This window comes from Plantactinospora sp. WMMB334, assembly GCF_049179095.1.
In the GTDB taxonomy this organism is placed as follows: domain Bacteria; phylum Actinomycetota; class Actinomycetes; order Mycobacteriales; family Micromonosporaceae; genus Plantactinospora.
Genome location: NZ_JBMHME010000002.1, coordinates 4,961,899 through 4,982,020 on the forward strand (window position 1 = coordinate 4,961,899; position 20,122 = coordinate 4,982,020).

Sequence of the window (20,122 nt, forward strand, 5' to 3'; positions counted from 1 at the left end):
TGATCGATCCGGGCCCGTGCGCGGGCCGATCCGCCAGCCGCAGGGGCGGGACCGTCGCGGTCGCGACGATCCCGCCCCTCAGCCGACCGTGGCCAGCCCGGTGAGGCGGGCGAGCGAGCCCTCCAGGTCGGCGCCGACCCGACGCATCCCCCAGCGCAGCAGCGCGCCGCTGACCGGGCCGGCCGGCCAGCGGACCATGATCAGGCGTACGCAGGTGCCGTCCTCCTCCGGCGCGAGTTCGACGTAGACCTCGGTGCGGGCCTCGGCCCGCGCACCCGCGCCCTCGGCCCGCTCCCGCCAGGCGATCAGGGTCGGCTCCTGGTACGCGATCACCTCGGCGTCCAGCGGGCCCCCCGCCGCGTGCACCCGCTGGCGCCGGCCGATGCCCTCGCCGGAAAGCACCTCCGCCTGTCGTACCCCGGCCAGCCAGCCCGGCAGGTGTTCGGCCCGCTGAACCAGGTCCCACACCGCGTCGATCGGGGCGGAGACCCGCGTGCTGCGTTCGATGAGCATCATCCTTCAGTCGCCTCCATTGCGGACAACCTTGACCTTTTGCAGCTTATTCACGATTGCGGACGAAAACGGACGATTGCCCATCGACACGCCGGAAGAAACTACCGCCGTGGAATTCGGGCCTTTCCGGGCGACGACCGGCGCGCTCGACGTCGACGGCCAGCGCGACTCGACACCGCTGAACGGCCCGCCCACCGAACGGGCCGCCCACCTAACGGGCCAGCGGGGCCGGAAACCTGGTGGCGGACGCACCGGGACGCCTGCGTAGGCTGGAGGCCGTGACGGTACGCGTACGCTTTGCCCCCTCCCCGACTGGTATGTTCCACGTCGGCGGTGCCCGCTCGGCCCTACAGAACTGGATCTTCGCCAAGCAGCAGGGCGGCGTCTTCGTGCTGCGGATCGAGGACACCGACGCGGCGCGGAACCGGCCGGAGTGGACCGAGGGCATCCTCTCCGCACTGGACTGGATCGGGATCCAGCGGGGCAGCTACGAGGGACCGTACTTCCAGTCCGCGAACGCGGGCGAGCACCGTGACGCCGCGACCCGGCTGCACGCCGCCGGCCGGGCGTACTACTGCGACTGCACCCGGGAGGCGATCCAGGCCCGCACCGGCTCGCAGTACCAGGGCTACGACGGCTTCTGCCGGGACCGCGGCCTTGGAGCCGGGCCGGGGCGCGCGCTGCGGTTCCGCACTCCGGACGAGGGCGAGACCGTGGTGGTCGACCTGGTCCGCGGCGAGCCGACCTTCGAGAACAAGCTGATCGAGGACTTCGTGATCGCCCGCGCTGACGGATCGGCGGTCTTCCTGCTGGCCAACGTCGTCGACGACATGGTCATGGGGATCACGCACGTGATCCGGGCCGAGGAGCACCTGCCCAACACACCCAAGCAGCAGCTTCTCTGGGACGCGCTCGGGGTCAAGCCGCCGGTCTGGGCGCACGTCCCGGTGGTGGTCAACGAGAAGCGCCAGAAGCTCTCCAAGCGGCGCGACAAGGTGGCGCTGGAGGCGTACCGGGACGAGGGTTATCTCGCCGACGCGATGCGCAACTACCTCATGCTGCTCGGCTGGGCACCCACCGGCGACCGGGAGATCGTGCCGTGGTCGGTGATCGAGGCGGAGTTCCGCCTCGCCGAGGTGAACCCGTCACCGGCGTTCTTCGACGAGAAGAAGCTGCGGGCCTTCAACGGCGAATATATCAGGGCACTGCCGGTCGACGATTTCGTCGCCGCCTGCCAGCCCTGGCTGACCGGCACCGGCACCGTCGCGCCGCCGCCCTGGCAGCCGGCCGAGTTCGACGCGGCCGCCTTCGCCGCCGTCGCGCCGCTGGCCCAGACCCGGATCGCGGTGCTCGGCGAGATCGTGCCGAACGTCGACTTCCTCTTCCTCTCCTCGCCGCTGATCGACGAGGCCGCCTGGGCGAAAGCGATGAAGGAAGGTGCCGCCGACCTGCTGGACGAGGCGATCGCCGCCTTCGAGGCGCTGCCGGAGTGGTCGGCGGAGCCGCTGAAGGCGACGCTGGAGGAGGTGGGTGCCCGCCGGGGCCTGAAGCTCGGCAAGGCGCAGGCACCGGTCCGGGTGGCCGTGACCGGGCGCAGTGTCGGACTGCCGCTCTTCGAGTCGCTGGCCGTCCTCGGCCGGGAGCGCACCCTCACCCGATTGCGCGCCGCCCGGCTCCGGCTGGTCTGATCGCCCCGGCCAGCAGCCCGGAGTCTCGCCCCGGCCAGCAGCCCGGAGTCGACGTTCGGTTCCGGCCAGCAGCGGTCACACCCCGGCCGGGCCGGCGGGCAGCGGTACGCAGAGCGCCGCCACCGCGACGATCAGCAGCGGTGTCCCGGCACGGGCGACCCGGGGTCTCATGCCCGCCCTTCTACCGCTACGATTTCGCGCAACTGATCAACGGCTCGCCACTTGGTCGACTCTAGATCGCAGATAGTTTCAATTACCGCTCTTCCAGGTGCAACCGAGCGGCGTTCTGCGGAGTCTCTGTAGTGAGCGCGGCGCGTCCATCCGGGACGCTGTCGTGCATTTTACCGACCAACCAGCGCGTGACCTGCATCATGGCCACCATCGAGACGGGGCGAGGAGGTCGGCGATGGCCGGAGAGGTGAGTCGTCGACTTGTCGGCGTGGCCACGTTGTTGATCGCGGCGGGCAGTTGGCTCGGGATCGCCGGTGCCGCCCACGCCAAGCCGGCAGCCAAGCCGACATCGGTCGTGATCAGCAGCAAGAGCCTGCCGGACGAGCTCACCGTCACGGTCGAGGACGACGCCGAGCTCTTCGCCGCCCTCCTCGACCAGGTGGGCTTCGTCAAGAGCGGCCACGGCAACACCGGCGCCCCGAAGACCGCCGACCTTGGGCCGAAATACACCCTCGTGGTGCACGTCGGCGACGCCGCCAAGCAGTCCTACGACCTCTATCCGCTGGCCAAGGGCGGTCCACGCGTCTATCGTCCGGCCCGGCAGCCGGACAAGACCCGTCCCGGCGCCGCCTGGTTCTTCGGGCGACTCACGATGTCGGAGACGCTGCTGGCGGCGGGTGCTCCGCTGCCTGAGCAACAGACCACCCTGCACGGCGGGATCGGCGGTGGCGAACGGGTGATCCCGGACGAGGCTATCGGCACCGGCGACGAGGTCGACCGTCTCTTCGGGGAGTTGCGGCAGTTGATGCTGCTCAACGGTGCCGTGCTGGTCGCGATCACCCTCGGCCTGGCCGGGATAGCCCTACTGGTCCGGCGCCGCACCCGCTGACACGCTCACCACCCCTGTCCTGTCGAGGGCGCCAGGCCGGCATCCTCGCCGCCGCCCGCAGCGGCAGGATCAGCACCAGCGGCGCGGCGGGCGGTCGCGCCGGACGGAACGGCGCGACGGGCGTACGGCGCCGTGCCGATGGGCCCCGGCCCAACCGGGAAGATCGGTCTGACACCCCGGGGTACGTCGACCTCCCGACTCGGTCGGCACCTCCGGCGTGGCACCCGGCCCGTCGACCAGGGCCGATCCGTCGACCAAGGCCGATCCGTCGATTAGGTCCGATCCGTCGACCAGGTCCGGCCCGTCGACCAGGGCCGATCCGTCGACCAGGTCCGGTCTGTCGGCCGGGGCGGTGCCGGAATCATGCGGGCTCCGGTCGTCGGCCTCCTCCCCGCCCCGGCGAGGCCGGGGAACCAACCTCGACCGGCCGCCGATCGGACCCGCATTCCGCCCGCCGCGGTCGGATCCGTCCGGGCCGACGTCGGGCGCGGCCCTCTCGGGCGCCTCCCCAGGCCGAGGCTTCCCCGCCTGGTCAGGCCGAGGCTTCCCCGCCTGGTCAGGCCGAGGCTTCCCCGCCTGGTCAGGCCGAGGCTTCCCCGCCTGGTCACCCGACGGTACCGCCGGGCGTGCCGTCACGGACGTCTCCGCCGGGTCGGCAGGTCGCGGGTCCGGCGGGTCGGCACCGGGCCGGGATGGCGCTCCGTCGATCGGGCCGGCCGGAAGCCCGGTCGTGGCACCGCAGACCCAGCGCAGCCGGGCAGCCGGGCCGAGCGGCGGCAGCGACCGATGATCGCCAAGCAGCGAATCCTGCTCGTCCTCCGAACAGCCGCGCTCGGCGTCATGCGCCATCCAGGCCTCCTCACACTCGCCGCCGGGTGGGCGGTCGCCCCGGCACACGGTGGCAGCGCCCACGCCGTCGACTGTTGGCCAGTGTGGGAAAGCGCCTCACCGGGACGTTGTCACCGTACTGGTCCGAGGTGAGAAGCTCGACGCCGCCGTGGCGAGAAACCCACGCGTACCCGCCGCGGACTCCAGCTCGCGGGGGGTCCGGCGCTCGCTCAGCGCTCGGCCGGCGCTCGACCTGGGGCCAGCTTCGGGCCGTCGTCCGGGTCGGCGGGCTTGGGAAAGAGGGTCATCCAGAGCGGGAAGGCGATCAGCCAGATCACGATGGCGGCGGTCAACCGTCCGATCCAGGCGAGCAGTTCGGCCGTCCGGTCCAGGTCACCCACCATGAGGATGCCGAGGCCGAGCAGCCCGCAGGCCACCGCCCAGCCCAACAGTCCCTTGCCCCACTCCCGCCACTCGTACCGGGTCCGGGCCCAGCCGCCGGCGGGGGGCTTCGCCGGCGGCGGTCCGCCCGCGAACCGGTGGGCGAACCGCTGGTCGGCCCAGCGGATCATGCTGTGCCCGAAGGCGACCGAGAATCCGAGGTACGCCGCGGCCAGCCCGTGCGTGAAGTCCGCCGTCGCCCCGGCCCGCAGGTCGATCACCGTGGCGACCAGGATGGCGAGATCGATCAGCGGCGTACCGAGCAGCAGCGCCGCGCCGAGGCGGGGTCTCCGGAGCGGATAGCGGGCGATCAGACCGGCGCCGAGCAGTACCCAGAACCCGATCTCGCCCGCGGCGATCACCGCCACCATCGCGTACCCCCCGCTCCACGTCGCCGGCCGCTGCTCGCGGCCTGGCGCCGTCTCCCCGGCTCCCGGCCCGGTCGCCACCATCGAGTCTGGCCGGAGCGGCCGGCCGCGACGTCGCCGCCGGTGCCGATATCCGGGTCCCTCGAAAGAGGTACGGCTACATCCTTCGACGGACGCCGGCCGGGACCCGTCTCGTCGTGCGGGCCGACGGGAACACGGCGCCGGTGTGATGTGATCGAGCGGTGACCGCACGGCTGAGCCTGGAGCGCGGGACTCTCTCCCGGGACATCGCGCTGGCGTCCGCGTCCCTGCTGGGCGGGCTGTTGATGATGGCCCTCGGGGTCTACCACCCGCTCAATCCCGGCCTGCTGGACGTCCCACCGGGCCTCTACGTCGGCACCCTCGCGCTCACCTGCCTGGCCGTGGCGCTGCGCCGGGTGGCGACCCGGTCGGGCCTGGCGCTGGGCACCGTCGCCGTCGCCGTCGACCTCGCGCACGGTTCGTCGCTGGCCACCAGTTTGGTCTACACCCAGGTGCTCTTCGACTCCTGCGTCTACGGGCCGCCCAGACTCCGGCGCCGACTGCTCTGGATCACGCTGGCGCTCAGCGGCATCGCCGCGCTGATCGGGGTGTTCCTCGCCACCCCGGCCTGGCAGGGCATCGGGCTGGCGATTCCGGTGGTGTTGATCGGCGTCCTGCCGGTGGTCAGCGGGATCAGCGTCCGGCAGTACCGCGACCAGGCCGCCGCCGAGCGGACGCGGGCGGAACAGACCGCGCGGTTGGCCGAACTCGACCGGCGCCAGGCGGTGACGGCGGAGCGGAGCCGGATGGCCCGGGAGCTGCACGACGTGATCGCCAACCATCTGAGTGCGGTCGCCATCCACGCCACCGCGGCGCTCTCCGTCTCCGGACTCGACCGTGCGCAACTCGACCAGGCGCTGCGGGTGATCAGGGAGAACAGCGTGCAGGGGCTGGCCGAGATGCGGCAGATGATCGGCCTGCTCCGGGAACCCGCCCACGGCGGACCGGCCCCGGCCGGCGCCGCGTCGTCTCCCCCGCCGGACCCACTCGACCTGCCCGGCGGTCCGTGGCGGGGCGGGGAGGCCCTGCCGCCGGGCCGGCTGGGCGCCGCCGAGGGCCCCGTCCGGGCCCGGCTGGCCGAGGTGGGTCGGCTGGTCGGTCAGGCCCGGAACGCCGGCCTGACCGTACGCTTCGAGACGACCGGCGAGGTACGACCGCTGCCGGTCGGCGTGGACCTGGCGGCGTACCGGATCGTGCAGGAGTCGCTGACCAATGCGCTCAAGCACGGCGCCGGCCCGACGAACCTGACCATCTGCCACGAACGCAGCTCGGTGAGCGTCACCATCGAGAACCCGCTCGCCCGCTCCGGGGGTGCCGGCGCTCCCGGCGGTGCCGGCGTCTCGGCCGGGGTCGGGCTGCCCGGGGCGAGGGCCGGGCTGATCGGGATGCGCGAGCGTGTCACCCTGCTGGGCGGCCGGTTCGAGGCCGGACCCCGGGGATCGAACTGGCGGGTGCATGCCGAGCTGCCGAACGCCGAACCCGTCGCCACAGCGCCCGCGCCCATCGGGGCGGCACGTCCGCCCGCGTCCGGAGCGGTGGAGCGTGCGGACGGGCACCGGTGATCCGGGTCGTTGTCGCCGACGACCAGGACGCGGTCCGGGCCGGCCTGGTGCTGATCCTCGCCGGAACGCCCGGCCTGGAGGTGGTCGGCGAGGCCGCCGACGGCGAGGAGGCGGTGGCGCTCTGCCGGCGGCTCCGGCCGGACGTGGCGGTGCTGGACGTCCGGATGCCCCGGCTCGACGGTGTCTCCGCGACCGGCGCGATCGTCGCCGAGCGGCTGGCCGACGTCCTGGTGCTGACAACGTTCGACCTGGACGAGTACGTCTTCGGTGCGCTCCGGGCCGGCGCCTCCGGCTTCCTGCTCAAGGACACCGATGCGACAGGGTTGGTCGAGGCGGTGCGTACCGTCGCGCGGGGCGAGGGGATAATCGCTCCGGCGGTGACCCGGCGGTTGATCACCGCTTTCGCCACCGCCGCGCCGGCCACCCCGGCGACCACCCGGGACGCGCTGGCCGAGCTCACCCCGCGCGAGCGGGACGTGCTGGCCTGTCTCGGTCTGGGGCTCTCCAACCAGCAGATCGCCGACCGGTTGTCGATGGCGGAGAGCACCACCAAGACCCACGTCAGCCGCATCCTCGGCAAGCTGGGACTGCGCAGCCGGGTACAGGCGGCCATCCTCGCCCAGGAAATCGGCCTGCCGCCGCCCTGACGTCGACACCGTCGGCCCTGCCCTGACGGCGACACCGTCGGCCCTGCCCTGACGGCGACACCATCGGTGCCGCCCTGACCCCGATACCGTCGGCCGCCACCCGACCGGGGCGGCGTGGACGCACGACACCGCTACCGGGCGGCCCGCTCCGGGTGGCCGGGGTCCGCGATCGCGGAACGGCCCGGGCGCTCCGCCGCCCTGGCGGCCAACGGAACGACGGCGAGCGCCAGCAGCCAGCCGCCCAGGACGTCGGTCGGCCAGTGCGCCAGCAGTGCCATCCGGGTGAGCCCGACGAAGACCGCGAACGCCACGGCCAGCCCGACGGTGAACGCCCGGGCCCGCGTGCCCAGGCGGTGCCAGAGCAGGAGTACGGCCACCAGCGCCGCCGCCGCAGCGTTGCTGGTGTGCCCGCTCGGGAACCCGTTGCTGGTGATCACGACGAACCCGTCCTCGGGTCGGGGATGGTGGACCAGCCGGTGCATCAGCCCCCAGAGCACCGGCACCAGCACCGTCACCGTGGCGCAGAACCCGGCCAGGCGACGCCGGCCCCGGACGGCCAGCGCCACGGTGCCGGCCAGGCCGGCGGCGAGGAACGGCACCGTCGCCGCCACGTCGGTGGCGACCCGGAGCACGCCGACCACGCCGGGACTGGCGTCGCCGTACCCCCGGAAGGTGTCGCTGGCCGCGGCGTCGAAGCGGTCCAGCGGCGCCCAGCCGGCCAGGGTCAGCACGAGCAGGACCAGGAAGGCGGCGAGCGCGAGCAGCGGCACGACCAGCGGCAGGCGGGCGATCATCGAAGCATGATGCCACGGCCGGTGGCCGCGCCCGGCGTTCCGCGTGGCACGCTGGGCCGATGGCGACCGAGGCGGGCGACGGCGAGCTGGCGGCCACGCTGCGCCGGATCGAACGGGCCGCGGGCACGCTGGCCAGCGCCAGCGTGACCCGGATGGACGAGACGCTGCCCTGGTTCCGCGACCTGCCGGCCGAGCAGCGCTCCTGGGTGATGCTGGTCGCCCAGGCCGGGGTGCGGTCCCTGGTCGAATGGCTGCGGTCGCTGCCCTCCGGCGGCGACCGGGGCGGCGCCGACACGGTGACTGACACCCCCGACGAGGTCTTCGCCGCCGCACCCCGGGCGCTGGCCCGGTCGATCAGCCTCCAGCAGACGGTCGCCCTGATCAAGGTGACCATCGACGTGGTGGAGGAGCAGGTGCCGCACCTGGCCGCGCCGGGCGAGGAGCGGCTGCTGCACGAGGCCGTCCTCAAGTTCTCCCGGGAGATCGCCTTCGCCGCCGCCCGGGTCTACGCGCGGGCCGCCGAGTCGCGCGGCGCCTGGGACGCCCGGTTGCAGGCGCTGCTGGTCGACGCGCTGCTCCGCGGCGACTCCCCCGACGTGCTGGCCAGCCGGGCGGCGGCGCTGGGCTGGTCGGACGCCCCGCCGGTGGCGGTGGCGGTGGGCCGCTCCCCGGGCGGCGAGGTCGCGGCGGTGCTGCACACGATCTACCGGGTCACCCGCCGGCTCGGCCTGGAGATGATCGGCGGGGTGCACGGCGACCGCCTCGTCCTGGTGCTCGGTGGCACCGCCGACCCGTTGGACGCCACCGCGAAGATGCTCGCCGGGTTCGGCCCCGGGCCGGTGGTGGTAGGACCGGCGGTGCCGAGCCTGGACGCGGCGACCGACTCGGCCCGGGCGGCGCTGGCCGGTTTCCGGGCCGCGCCCGCCTGGCCGGCGGCCCCCCGCCCGGTGGCCGCCGCCGACCTGCTGCCGGAGCGTGCCCTGGCCGGCGACCCGGAGGCGCGACGGAGCCTGCGCCAGGACGTCTACGCCGCGCTGGTGCGGGCCGGTGGCGAGCTGTTGGAGACGCTGGACGCGTTCTTCGCCGCCGGCGGGGTGCTGGAGAGCGCTGCCCGGGCGCTCTTTGTGCACCCGAACACGGTCCGGTACCGGCTGCGGCGGGTGGCGGACGTCACGGGATTCTCCCCGCTCACCGCCAGGGATGCCTTCGCGTTGCGGATGGCGCTCACGATCGGGCGGCTGGACCCGTCCCCTCCGCTCGGGCCGGGCCCGGTACATTAACGTGTGTTTAGGACAGACGTAACGTCAAGTCCGTGATCACCATGGATTTTTGTAGGTATCCCACAAAGTCGATAGTGTGGTTTGGTGCATCACGGCACCCGCGCCGAGCCCGATGATCCAGGAGAGTCGTAGGCGTGCTCGCTGTACTCTCTCCGGGCCAGGGCGCCCAGAAGCCCGGCTTCCTGACCCCGTGGCTCGACCTGCCCGGCGCCGGGGCGCGGCTGCGCTGGTGGTCGGCGCTGGCCGGCCTCGACCTCGTCCGGCTCGGCACCGAGGGTGACGCCGACGAGATCCGGGACACCGCGCGGACCCAGCCGCTGCTGGTCGCCGCCGCCCTGCTCGCCGCCGAGCACCTGCCGATGTACGACGTGACCGCCACCGCCGGACACAGCGTCGGCGAACTGGCCGCGGTGGCGCTGGCCGGCGTAGTGGCCCCGGAGACGGCGGTCACCCTGGCCGGCGTACGTGGCCGGGAGATGGCCGCCGCCTGCGCGCTCGAACCGACCGGGATGTCGGCGGTGATGGGCGGCGACCGTGACGAGGTGCTGGCGGCGGTCGAGGCACACGAACTGCACCCGGCCAACCTCAACGGCGCCGGCCAGATCGTGGTGGCCGGCGCGCTCGACCGGCTGGCCAAGTTCGCCGCGGACCGGCCGGCCGGCACCAAGGTGATCACCCTCCAGGTCGCCGGGGCGTTCCACACCCCCTACATGGCACCGGCCGAGCGGGCCCTCACCGCCGTCGCGGCCGGCATCGTCCCGGCCGACCCGAGCCGGATCCTGCTCTCCAACGCCGACGGCGCCGCCGTCGACCACGGGCGGGAGATGCTGCAACGCCTGATCCGCCAGGTCACCGCCCCGGTCCGTTGGGACCTCTGCGTGCGCGGCCTGGCCGGCCTCGGCGTGACCGCCGTGATCGAGCTGCCGCCGGCCGGCACCCTGGCCGGGCTGATCAAGCGCGAGCTGAAGGGCAGCGGGGCCGTACCGGAAATCGTCACCCTGAACACCCCTGACGACCTGGCCGCCGCACGTGACCTGATCGCCCGGCACGGCGGTCCCGCCCGGCCGGCACCCGCGACGCGGTTCCGGGTGGTGGTGGCCGGCGGCGCCGGCACCTTCGCTCCCCGCGGGGAGCTGGCCGAGGGCACCGTCGTGGCGGCCGGACAGGTCATCGGCCATGTCGTCACCCGGAAGGGCGCCGTCGAGGTCACCGCGCGCGGCTCCGGCGTACTCACCGAATGGCTCGCCCAGCACGACGACCCGGTAGCCCCGGGCCAGCCCCTCGCCCGCATCGGAGGACAACTCTCATGACCGGTTCCCGGGAAACCCCGGACCACCGCGGGGCGGTGGTCCGGTGAGCAGGATGATCGCCCTGGGTCACTACCAGCCGTCGCGGGTGGTCACCAACGACGACCTCGCCCAGATCGTGGACACCAACGACACCTGGATCCGGGAGCGGGTCGGCATCGTCACCCGGCGCATCGCCGACACCGAGACCGTCGCCGACATGGCCGCCGCGGCGGCCGACAAGGCGCTGGCCAACTCGGGGCTCGCCGCCTCCGACATCGACCTGGTCGTGGTGGCCACCTGCTCGGCCGTGGACCGCAGCCCGAACACCGCCTGCCGGGTCGCCGCGAAGCTCGGCATCGACGCCCCCGGCGCCTTCGACGTCAACACCGCCTGCTCCGGCTTCTCGTACGCGCTCGGCACCGTCGACCACGCCCTGCGGGCCGGCGCCGCCCGCAACGCCATCGTGATCGGCGCGGAGAAGCTCTCCGACTTCACCGACTGGACCGACCGGTCGACCTGCATCCTCTTCGGTGACGCCGCCGGGGCGGCCGTGGTCACCGCCACCGGCGACGACGAGCCGGGCGGCATCGGGCCGGTGGTCTGGGGCTCGGTCCCGGAGCGCAGCGAGGCGGTCCGCATCGAGGGCTGGCGCCCGTACATCCAGCAGGAGGGGCAGTCGGTCTTCCGGTGGGCCACCACCGCGCTCGCCCCGCTGGCGCTGCAGGCCTGCGAGCGGGCCGGGGTCGCCCCGTCGGAGATCGCCGCCTTCGTGCCCCACCAGGCCAACCTGCGGATCATCGAGGGGATCGCCAAGCGGCTCGACATGCCGCAGGCGGTGATCGCCAAGGACATCGTCGAGTCCGGCAACACCTCGGCGGCGAGCGTGCCACTGGCCCTGTCCAAGCTGGTCGAGCGCCGGGAGGTGCCGTCCGGCGCCCCCGTGCTGCTCTTCGGCTTCGGCGGCGGCCTCACCTACGCCGGCCAGGTCGTCCGGTGCCCCTGACCGCTGCCCCGGCCACCCGGCACGCCCGTCCGGGAGGCGCCGGGACACCGGGAGGGTCGTACCCGCCGAACCGGCCGCACCACCCCACCACCACGGAACGGTCGAACGCCGACCGGTGACGGCGGAGCCATCCGGCCCGCACATCCATCCATGGAGAGGAAACAACCGCAATGACCCGTGACGAGATCACCGCCGGCCTCGCCGAGATCCTCGAAGAGGTCGCCGGGGTGAGCCCGGACGACGTCGCCGAGGAGAAGTCGTTCACCGACGACCTCGACGTCGACTCGCTCTCCATGGTCGAGGTCGTGGTGGCCGCCGAGGAGAAGTTCGGCGTGAAGATCCCGGACAACGACGTGCAGAACCTCAAGACCGTCGGCGACGCCGTCGCCTACATCGAGGCACAGTCCTGATCATGAGTCGTCCCGACGTCGTCGTCACCGGGCTCGGCGCGACGACCCCGCTCGGCGGGGACGTCGCGTCGACCTGGGAAGCCATGCTGGCCGGCCGCTCCGGGGTGGGTCCGCTCACCCAGGAGTGGGCCGGTCAACTGCCCGTACGCATCGCCGCCCAGCTCGCGGTCGAGCCGACCGAGAAGCTGGACCGGGTCAAGCTGCGCCGGCTGGACCGGTCGGAGGCGATCGCGCTGATCGCCGCGCACGAGGCCTGGGCCGACGCCGGCCTGGCGGATGCCCCGCCGGAGCCGGAGCGGCTGGCGGTGAGCGTCGGCTCCGGCATCGGCGGCGCGCAGACGCTGCTCGCCCAGGACGACATCCTGGAGGCGTCGGGGCCGCGGCGGGTCTCCCCGCACACGGTCCCGATGCTGATGCCGAACGGACCGGCCGCCTGGATCGGGCTGGAACTCGGCGCCCAGGCCGGGGTCCACTCCGTGGCCAGCGCCTGCGCCACCGGGGCCGAGGCGATCGCCCTCGGGCTCGACATGATCCGCTCCGGCCGCGCCGACGTGGTGCTGGCCGGCGGCACCGAGGCGGTCGTCCACCCGCTGCCGATCGCCGGCTTCGCCTCGATGCGGGCGATGTCGACCCGCAACGACGACCCGGAGCGCGCCTCCCGGCCGTGGGACAAGGCCCGGGACGGCTTCGTCCTCGGCGAGGGCGCCGGCGCCGTCGTCCTGGAGCGCGCCGACCACGCCGCCGCGCGCGGCGCCCGGGTGTATGCCCGGCTGGCCGGCGCCGCGCTCACCTCCGACGGGTACGACATCGTGCAGCCGCACCCCGAGGGGCGTGGCGTGATCCGGGCGATCAACATGGCGATCGCCGACGCCGGGATCGACCGCGCGGAGATCGTGCACGTCAACGCGCACGCCACCTCGACCCCGGTCGGTGACCTGGCGGAGGTCGTCGCGCTGCGCACGGCGCTCGGCACCCACCCGGTGCTGACCGCGACCAAGTCGATGACCGGGCACCTGCTGGGCGCGGCCGGCGCGCTGGAGTCGATCGCCACCATCCTGGCCATCCGGGACGGCGTCATCCCGCCGACGGTCAACCTCGACGACCCGGACGACGCCCTCGACCTGGACGTCGCCGCGCACAAGCCCCGGCACATGGAGATTCCGGCGGCGCTGAACAACGGTTTCGGCTTCGGCGGCCACAACGCGGTCCTCGTCTTCGCCCGGGTCTGACCGCCTTCACCCGGGTCTGACCAACTCCACCTCGGCTCTGACCGTCCTCGCCGGGTCTGACCCGACGTCTCGCCCTGGGCCGGAGGAGCGTGATGCCCTGACGGCGCGGTGATCTCGTGGGGTAGGGTCCCTCGGACTGCGGAGGAGCAGAGGTGGAAGCAACGGAGATCCACAAACTCGCCGCGCTCGAGGACACCCACTGGTGGTACCGCGAGCGGCGCGCCCTGCTGGCCCGGGCGCTGCGCCGGCTCGCCGCCGGCGGGCGGCCGGCCGGGCGAGCCCTCGACATCGGCGCCGCCGGTGGCGGCAACACCCGCGTGCTCCGGGCGCACGGCTGGCAGCCGGTGGCCCTGGAATACAGCCAGGAGGGCGCCCGGATCGCGGGCGAGCGCGGCCTGGCCACCATCCGGGCCGACGCCCGGCACCTCCCCTTCGGCTCCGCCGGCCTCGACCTGGTCGTCGCCTTCGACATCCTGGAGCACATCGAGGAGGACCACCTGGCGGTGGCGGAGATCCGGCGGGTCCTCCGCCCCGGCGGCACCGCGCTGATCGCCGTACCGTGTGACATGCGGTTGTGGTCGGCGCACGACGTGGCGGTCGGGCACGTCCGCCGGTACGACCGGCAGTCCCTGCCCGCCGTCTTCGCCAAGGCCGGCCTGGTGGTCGACGAGCTGTGGAGCTGGAACGTCCTGCTGCGCCCGGTCGCGGCGTGGCGGCGGCGCCGCTCCACCGGCAGCGACCTCGACGACCTGCCCGGGGTGGTGAACCTCGGCCTGCGTGCGGTGATCACGGCCGAGCGCTACCTGCCGGTCGGGCGGCTGCCCGGCGTGTCGTTGATGCTCCGGGCGCACCGTCCCAGCGTCGACTGATACCGGGGCCCCGGTCTTCGGTGAGGCGTGCCGGTTGCGCCGCCGTGTGCTCCCTCATCGAGTTGGTACCGCAGACGGATTGGCGAAGGAGCCCGCCATCTCGAGGAGGTGGTCGACCGGGCCACAGACCTCACAGCGCCAGACACGTACGGTGCCGTCCCCATGTGCTGTGACCAGTCTCTGGCTGTCGGGACTGAACGCAACGGTCTCCACAGAGGCGCCAAATCCGCGGAATGTGACGCCCGAGCTGGCGGAATCGGCCGGCCAAATTCGCACTGTACCGTCCTGTCCGGCGCTAGCCACCCAGTTCCCGTCAGGACTGAACGTCACGTGCCACACAAAGCTCTGATGTCCGCGCAGAATCAGCGGCCCGTCACCTCCGCTGATCGGCCAGATTCGCACCGTTCCATCCTTGCCGGCGCTCGCCACGGTACGCCCGTCCGGACTGAACGCTACAGACCAGACGAGTCCCTCATGCCCATCAAGCACGAGCGGTTCGGCAACGCCCGTGGTGTCCCAGATCCGCACGGTCCCGTCCGAGCCCCCAGTCACCAGCCGGGTTCCATCCGGACTGAATGCTACATATCGGATCTGATCAGCATCGGCACGGCGGACCAGTGGTGTGCCGTCGCCGGTGGTGCGCCACACGCGCAGGGTGCCGTCTTTGCCGGCAGTGGCTACCTGTCGGCCATCTGGGCTGAACGCCGCCACCCAGACCGGTCCTTCATGACCGCGCAATTCGGACGACGTTCCAGCGCCAGCCCAGTCCCAGACCCGTACAGTTCCATCCCGGCTGGCGGTAGCGACAAGTCGGTCGCCAGGACCGACCCCGAGTCCCAGGATTTCGTCTTCGTGACCGGGCAGCACAAGCGGTCCGGTATGATCAGCCAGGTCCCAGACCCGCAGGGCACGGTCCGCACCGCCGCTGAAAACCTTCTTTCCGGACGGGCTGAATGCCGCCGTCCAGGCCGCACCGTCATGGCCCCGCAGCATGACCGGCTCGCCTGCGCCTCGCGGATCCCAGATCCGGATCGTGCCGTCTTCCCCCGCACTGGCCAGCCGGGATCCGTCCGAGCTGAACGATACGGAGAATACGGTGCCCTTGTGTCCTCTTAACACGAGCGGTTCCCCGTCGCCCGTTCGGCTCCAGACCCGGACCGTCGTGTCGTCACTCGTGGTGGCTATCCACCAGCCGTCAGGGCTGTAGGCAAGCCCTTCCAGAGTGCCCTGGTGCCTGCGGAGCACTAGAGGCGTCCCGCTGCCGCTTGCGTCCCACACCCGCGCGGTGCCGTCAATGCTCGTACTGGCCAAGGATTCTCCATCCGGGCTGAAGGAGAGAGTCTTCGTCGCGTCCTCATGACCGCGCAGTACGACCGGCTCCCCACCGCCGACCAGGTCCCATATCCGCACGGTGTGGTCGTGACCGCTGCTCGCCACTCGTCGGCCGTCCGGGCTGAACGCAACGCCAACCGCGGTGCCACGATGTCCCCGGAGCACCACCGGAGCCTTCCTGCCCTTCACGTCCCAGATCCGCACCGTCCCGTCGTCGCCGACGCTCGCCACCTGTTGTCCGTCTGGACCGAAGTCCACACTCCACACCGCTCCGGTATGCCCTCGCAACACCAGAGGCGCACCGCCACCGTGCACCTCCCAGATCCGCACCGTCCCGTCGAAACCCGCGGTCGCCAGCCGCCCGCCGTCAGGACTGAACGTGGGGCTCCACGCCTCGCCGTGATGACCTCGCAGCGTCAACGGGTCGCTAACGGACACACCGTCGCCCGACCACGTCCAGATCAGCACCACCCCATCGGCTCCAGTGCCCGCCAACCGTTGGCCATCTGGGCTGAATGCCACCCCCAGCGCCCGACCGCCGGGGACCGGTATGACTGCGCGCGCCCGGTAATCGGCGACAGCCTGACGCAGCACCATCTCCGCCTCCCTGGTTGGTTCGGCAAGCATCGCCTGCCGGGCCAGCGACAACGCCGCCTTCGGATCAAGCTCGAGTTGGCTACGTGCCTCTACCGTCAACTGACGGGACAACGCCAGCATGCGCTTGCCATCAGCTCGATCCGCCTGAACAAGCGCCATCGCTGCCAGTACACTCACCACGGCTACAGTCACCCCAAGCCCGATCAACGCACGACGGCTCCGCCGCCGACTCACCATCTGCTCGCGCGTCGCGAGCCTCCTGCTGGCGGCAAGGAAATCCCGTTCCAGGCCGTTGAGCCGGTCCGGCGCATAGTGCTCCCATAAGGCAAGACGCGTACCCCGATAGAGCAGGCTTTCCTCTCGATCGTGCTCGTTCCAATCGATGGCGGCTTCCGTCAACCGCCGGTGTGCCCGTAGCCTGTCCCGATCGTCGTTCAGCCAACCGCGCAAGCGCGGCCAACCTCGGATGAGCGCCTCGTGGGCGACCGTGACACTTTCCTCGTCCCGTGTGATCAATCGTTCCGCCGTCAGCCGTTCGAGTACGGACGCCACGGCCTGACCATCGGGTCCGCCCAGTAGTTCGGCCGGCGCGACACGACGTCGCGTGTCCTCGGTACCTTCACCGAACACGGTCAAACGAAGAAAAATATCCCTGACCAGTTGTCGGTCGCCTTCTCCGAACTCGCCATACAGCCGCTCAGCCGTCTGCGCGATCGCACCCTGCACACCCCCGGCTTCCAGGTAAGCCGCCAGCGTGAGCGCCTTGCCTTGCCGCCGCCGCCACGTCTCGCGCAGCGCATGAGACAGGAGTGGTAATGCTCCGGGCTGGCCACGGGCGTCGCTGGCCGCGAGTTCGACAAGCGCCGGCTCGACCGCCAATCCCGCGCGCTCGGCGGGCCCGCTAATCACTCGCCGGAGATCGGTCTCATCCATCACGCCTACCAGAATTTGGCGATCCCGCAACGCAGTCACCAGCTCAGGAAAGGTCGCACACTGAGCGTAGAAGTCTGCCCGAATCCCGAGTACGACTCGCGTTCCCGACTCGGCGGAAGCGGCCAAAAGAATGCTCACAAAGGTTGACCGGAGGCGCTCGTCTCTACAGAGCGTGAACAGCTCCTCGAACTGATCGACCACGACCAACAACCGGTCCGCATCAACTCTGGCGGCAAGCACCTGGCGAATCGTGAGGCCGACGCTGGCAGGGTCACCGCGAAGGGCGTCAGATACCGGCCCCGCCGCGATTTTATTGAGATTAGCAAGATGAATTGCTAATTCGTCGACGGGCCGCTCACCGGGGGTAATCAGGACAACCAGCCACCCGCTCCCTTCCTGAGCGGATCCTCCGGTAAGTCCGGGGATCAGACCCGCCCGCAGCAAGGACGACTTGCCGGAACCGGAAGGCGCAAACACTGCAAGAAACGGCCACCCTGCCACCCTTTCAGACAAATCGTGAATCAGCCGATCACGACCGAAAAACCATTTTGCATCGCTTGATTCAAAGGTCGAGAGACCTCGATAGGGCGCCCTCGAGTCCTCGTCCTCGAGCATGCGTGTCGGTGGCGCCAGGTCTGACGCCAGCTTTCGCCATCGCGCTTCCCATTCCTGCGGATCACCCCCACACGCCTTCACATAGGCCAGCAGGACGGCAAGGCTCGGCGTCACCCGCCCCCCGGCTGCCTCGGACAGGGCGGTCACAGAGAAGTGTGCCCGTCTGGACAACTCACGGTAACTCGGCCGCCCCGCTGCCTCTCTCAATTCGCGAAGCTCCGAGGCAAACCGCTGGAGCGGACCCCGGTCCGGATCGATCCTGCGCTCAGGTCGTCCCACGCCTCCCCCACGGAGTTGTTTGTCCAGCACAAGAAATCGGAGCTGGACAATCCCATCTCGACTATACACAACAGGTAGTTCAGACAACACAGGAGCCGGCAGCCATCGAGAGCCGTCGCCCTGGCCAGCAGAAGGGAACCGTACGGGAAACTCTCCGCTCGCCACCGAAGCCAACGGACCGACATCAACCATTTGTCCGTTATGCCCTTGACGCTCGCCCCTAAGAGCGGTACGGGAATCGCAAGCGGACCCCTTCACTCCAACCCAAGGAGAACCCCAGTGACCCGTCACATCAAGGTAATACTTGCCGTTCTGGCCGCAGCCACGCTCGCCGTACTGGGCACGCCAGCACCGGCGAGCGCGAACGGCGTCGGCACGTCCGTGGCTGACGAAGTCGTCACTTTCACCAATTTGAACAGCAACAAGTGTCTGACCATTGCCGGAGGCAGCACCGCAAATCTCGCTCGGGCCGTCCAGTACAACTGCGACGGGCATCCCTCACGACTCTGGCTCATCGATGGATCGCTCACAGGTAATTTCAGAATTGTCAACGTCAACAGCGGGCGTTGTCTGACTATTGACGGCGGAAGCACCGCAAACATCGCTCCTGCCGTCCAATACACCTGCGACACTCATCGGGCACGTTACTGGACCGCCGTGAACGCGACCACGAGTTCGGTCCAGATCAGGAACCTCAACAGCGGGAAGTGTCTCACTATCGACGGAGGAAGCACTGCGAACAACGCCCCCGTCGTCCAGTACAACTGCGACACCCATCCGTCGCGCCGCTGGTACTGACCAGATGCCTCCGGGACGGAGCGGGTTGACGAACGCCAGGGCCTGAGTTGCCGAAGGTCCGTGTGGTGCCGGTCGGGCAGACCTGACCGGCACCACCCCACGGGCGGCAGTGCTGCCCGTCACTCACCGTCTCACCGGAGATGAGGCGATATGGTGCACAAGACAACTCGGACGACCCAGCCTGAGCAAACGGGTTCTCCACTCAACCACCCCCGAAGGTTGTGCATGACCGGACGACTGGTCAACTGGGCCGGCAACATCGACTTCCGGGCGCGGCGGCTGCTCCGGCCCCGCTCCGTGCCGGAGCTGCGGTCGCTGGTTGCCGGTAGCGACCGGATCCGGGCCCTCGGCACCGGCCACTCGTTCAACCGGATCGCCGACACCACCGGTGACCTCGTATCGCTCGCCGACCTGCCGCCGACGGTCGAGATCGACTCCGCCTCGGCCACCGTCACGGTCTCGGCGGCGACCCGCTACGGCGAGCTGGTCGCTCCCCTGCACCGGGCCGGCTTCGCCCTGCACAACCTCGGCTCGCTGCCGCACATCTCGGTCGCCGGCGCCTGCGCCACCGGCACCCACGGCTCCGGGCCCGGCAACGGCAGCCTCTCCACCGCCGTCGCCGGGCTGGAGCTGGTCACCGCCGACGGTGACCTGGTGGCCCTGCGCCGGGCCGACGGTGGGGACTTCCTCGGCGCCGTGGTCGGGCTCGGCGCGCTCGGCGTGGTCACCCGGCTCACCCTCGATCTCGTTCCGGCCTTCGATATCGCCCAGTACGTCTACGACGACCTGCCCCGCGACCAGCTCGACGCGCATCCGGCCGAGATCCTGGATGCCGGCTACAGCGTCAGCCTCTTCACCGACTGGACCGGCCCCCGGATCAACCAGGTCTGGGTGAAACGCCGGGTCGACCCCGACGGCGAGCCACATCGGCACAGCGGCGCCGAGCCGCACTGGTACGGTGCCACCCCTGCCGCCGAGCCCCGGCATCCGGTGCCGGGCATGTCAGCGGTGCACTGCACCGAGCAGCTCGGCGTGCCGGGGCCGTGGCATGCCCGGCTGCCGCACTTCCGGCTGGAGTTCACCCCGAGCAGCGGCGAGGAGCTCCAGTCGGAGTTCTTCGTGCCGCGCGAGCGTCTGGTCGACGCGCTCGCGGCACTGGACGGGATCGCCGACCGGATCGCCCCCGTGCTGCAGATCTCGGAGATCCGCACGATCGCCGCCGACGAGCTGTGGCTGAGCCCCTGCTACCGGCGGGACAGCGCGGCGCTGCACTTCACCTGGGTCAAGGAGACCGAGGCGGTGCTGCCGGTGGTGGCGGCGGTCGAGCAGCGGCTCGCGCCGTTCGCGCCCCGCCCGCACTGGGGCAAGCTCTTCGTCACCCCGCCCGAGCAGCTCCGCGACAGTTACGACCGGTACGCCGACTTCGCCAAGCTGATCCGCCGGTACGACCCGGCCGGCACGTTCCGCAACGAGATGCTGGACCGCTGTTTTCCGGCCACCGGTTAG

16 protein-coding genes are annotated in these 20,122 nt (G+C 71.4%); 12 read left to right on the forward strand and 4 right to left on the reverse strand.

Annotated features, from left to right (window positions below):
* Nucleotides 1–78: 78 nt before the first annotated feature.
* Nucleotides 79–516, reverse strand: a complete 438-nt coding sequence (locus ACN27G_RS21140) for an SRPBCC family protein (RefSeq protein ID WP_421494504.1) — start codon at nt 514–516, stop codon at nt 79–81.
* 275 nt (nt 517–791) lie between these two features.
* Here ACN27G_RS21140 and gltX point away from each other — a divergent pair, with 275 nt between their 5' ends.
* The gene (gene gltX, locus ACN27G_RS21145; protein ID WP_421494505.1) at nt 792–2,201 is read left to right on the forward strand and encodes a glutamate--tRNA ligase; all 1,410 of its coding nucleotides are present in this window, start codon (nt 792–794) and stop codon (nt 2,199–2,201) included.
* Nucleotides 2,202–2,607: 406 nt separating this feature from the next.
* Complete coding sequence (locus ACN27G_RS21150; protein WP_421494506.1) at nt 2,608–3,261, forward strand: hypothetical protein; 654 nt, start codon at nt 2,608–2,610, stop codon at nt 3,259–3,261.
* Nucleotides 3,262–4,319: 1,058 nt separating this feature from the next.
* Here ACN27G_RS21150 and ACN27G_RS21155 read toward each other — a convergent pair.
* Entirely contained in the window at nt 4,320–4,901 is a 582-nt protein-coding gene (locus ACN27G_RS21155; RefSeq protein WP_421494507.1) for a hypothetical protein, read from the reverse strand.
* Nucleotides 4,902–5,140: 239 nt separating this feature from the next.
* Here ACN27G_RS21155 and ACN27G_RS21160 point away from each other — a divergent pair, with 239 nt between their 5' ends.
* Entirely contained in the window at nt 5,141–6,541 is a 1,401-nt protein-coding gene (locus ACN27G_RS21160) for a sensor histidine kinase (RefSeq protein WP_421494508.1), read from the forward strand.
* Nucleotides 6,538–7,188: a response regulator gene (locus tag ACN27G_RS21165; protein ID WP_421494509.1), complete on the forward strand. Its 651-nt coding sequence runs from the start codon at nt 6,538–6,540 to the stop codon at nt 7,186–7,188. The genes ACN27G_RS21160 and ACN27G_RS21165 overlap by 4 nt, the downstream gene beginning before the upstream one ends.
* 131 nt (nt 7,189–7,319) lie before the next feature.
* Here ACN27G_RS21165 and ACN27G_RS21170 read toward each other — a convergent pair whose 3' ends face one another.
* Nucleotides 7,320–7,982, reverse strand: coding sequence for a phosphatase PAP2 family protein (locus ACN27G_RS21170; protein ID WP_421494510.1), 663 nt, complete (start codon nt 7,980–7,982; stop codon nt 7,320–7,322).
* Nucleotides 7,983–8,041: 59 nt separating this feature from the next.
* Here ACN27G_RS21170 and ACN27G_RS21175 point away from each other — a divergent pair, with 59 nt between their 5' ends.
* From ACN27G_RS21175 to ACN27G_RS21200, 6 genes are all read left to right on the forward strand, one after another.
* Nucleotides 8,042–9,262: a PucR family transcriptional regulator gene (locus tag ACN27G_RS21175; RefSeq protein ID WP_421494511.1), complete on the forward strand. Its 1,221-nt coding sequence runs from the start codon at nt 8,042–8,044 to the stop codon at nt 9,260–9,262.
* A gap of 134 nt (nt 9,263–9,396) precedes the next feature.
* Nucleotides 9,397–10,572 (forward strand): acyltransferase domain-containing protein, encoded by a 1,176-nt coding sequence (locus ACN27G_RS21180; protein WP_421494512.1) that lies wholly within the window; start codon nt 9,397–9,399, stop codon nt 10,570–10,572.
* A gap of 52 nt (nt 10,573–10,624) precedes the next feature.
* Nucleotides 10,625–11,554 (forward strand): beta-ketoacyl-ACP synthase III, encoded by a 930-nt coding sequence (locus ACN27G_RS21185; RefSeq protein WP_421497410.1) that lies wholly within the window; start codon nt 10,625–10,627, stop codon nt 11,552–11,554.
* A 170-nt stretch (nt 11,555–11,724) separates the two neighbouring features.
* Nucleotides 11,725–11,964: an acyl carrier protein gene (locus ACN27G_RS21190; RefSeq protein WP_107261778.1), complete on the forward strand. Its 240-nt coding sequence runs from the start codon at nt 11,725–11,727 to the stop codon at nt 11,962–11,964.
* Nucleotides 11,965–11,966: 2 nt separating this feature from the next.
* On the forward strand, nt 11,967–13,193 hold the full coding sequence (gene fabF / locus ACN27G_RS21195; RefSeq protein WP_421494513.1) for a beta-ketoacyl-ACP synthase II: 1,227 nt from the start codon (nt 11,967–11,969) through the stop codon (nt 13,191–13,193).
* Nucleotides 13,194–13,345: 152 nt separating this feature from the next.
* A complete protein-coding gene (locus tag ACN27G_RS21200) occupies nt 13,346–14,062 on the forward strand; it encodes a class I SAM-dependent methyltransferase (protein ID WP_421494514.1) in 717 nt (238 codons plus the stop codon).
* 54 nt (nt 14,063–14,116) lie between these two features.
* Here ACN27G_RS21200 and ACN27G_RS21205 read toward each other — a convergent pair whose 3' ends face one another.
* Nucleotides 14,117–17,686, reverse strand: a complete 3,570-nt coding sequence (locus ACN27G_RS21205; RefSeq protein ID WP_421494515.1) for a hypothetical protein — start codon at nt 17,684–17,686, stop codon at nt 14,117–14,119.
* Nucleotides 17,687–18,097: 411 nt separating this feature from the next.
* Here ACN27G_RS21205 and ACN27G_RS21210 point away from each other — a divergent pair, with 411 nt between their 5' ends.
* Nucleotides 18,098–18,616 carry an RICIN domain-containing protein gene (locus ACN27G_RS21210; protein ID WP_421494516.1) on the forward strand — a complete coding sequence of 173 codons (519 nt, stop codon included), beginning with the start codon at nt 18,098–18,100 and terminating at the stop codon, nt 18,614–18,616.
* A gap of 225 nt (nt 18,617–18,841) precedes the next feature.
* On the forward strand, nt 18,842–20,122 hold the full coding sequence (locus ACN27G_RS21215; RefSeq protein ID WP_421494517.1) for a D-arabinono-1,4-lactone oxidase: 1,281 nt from the start codon (nt 18,842–18,844) through the stop codon (nt 20,120–20,122).

What these genes read in the sequence shown, in the direction of transcription:
- ACN27G_RS21175 (WP_421494511.1), top strand. Translation starts at nt 8,042, where the DNA reads ATGGCGACCGAGGCGGGCGACGGCGAGCTGGCGGCCACGCTGCGCCGG.
- ACN27G_RS21190 (WP_107261778.1), top strand. Translation starts at nt 11,725, where the DNA reads ATGACCCGTGACGAGATCACCGCCGGCCTCGCCGAGATCCTCGAAGAG.
- ACN27G_RS21215 (WP_421494517.1), top strand. Translation starts at nt 18,842, where the DNA reads ATGACCGGACGACTGGTCAACTGGGCCGGCAACATCGACTTCCGGGCG.
- ACN27G_RS21150 (WP_421494506.1), top strand. Translation starts at nt 2,608, where the DNA reads ATGGCCGGAGAGGTGAGTCGTCGACTTGTCGGCGTGGCCACGTTGTTG.
- ACN27G_RS21140 (WP_421494504.1), bottom strand. Translation starts at nt 516, where the DNA reads ATGATGCTCATCGAACGCAGCACGCGGGTCTCCGCCCCGATCGACGCG.
- ACN27G_RS21155 (WP_421494507.1), bottom strand. Translation starts at nt 4,901, where the DNA reads ATGGTGGCGGTGATCGCCGCGGGCGAGATCGGGTTCTGGGTACTGCTC.
- fabF (WP_421494513.1), top strand. Translation starts at nt 11,967, where the DNA reads ATGAGTCGTCCCGACGTCGTCGTCACCGGGCTCGGCGCGACGACCCCG.
- ACN27G_RS21185 (WP_421497410.1), top strand. Translation starts at nt 10,625, where the DNA reads ATGATCGCCCTGGGTCACTACCAGCCGTCGCGGGTGGTCACCAACGAC.
- ACN27G_RS21170 (WP_421494510.1), bottom strand. Translation starts at nt 7,982, where the DNA reads ATGATCGCCCGCCTGCCGCTGGTCGTGCCGCTGCTCGCGCTCGCCGCC.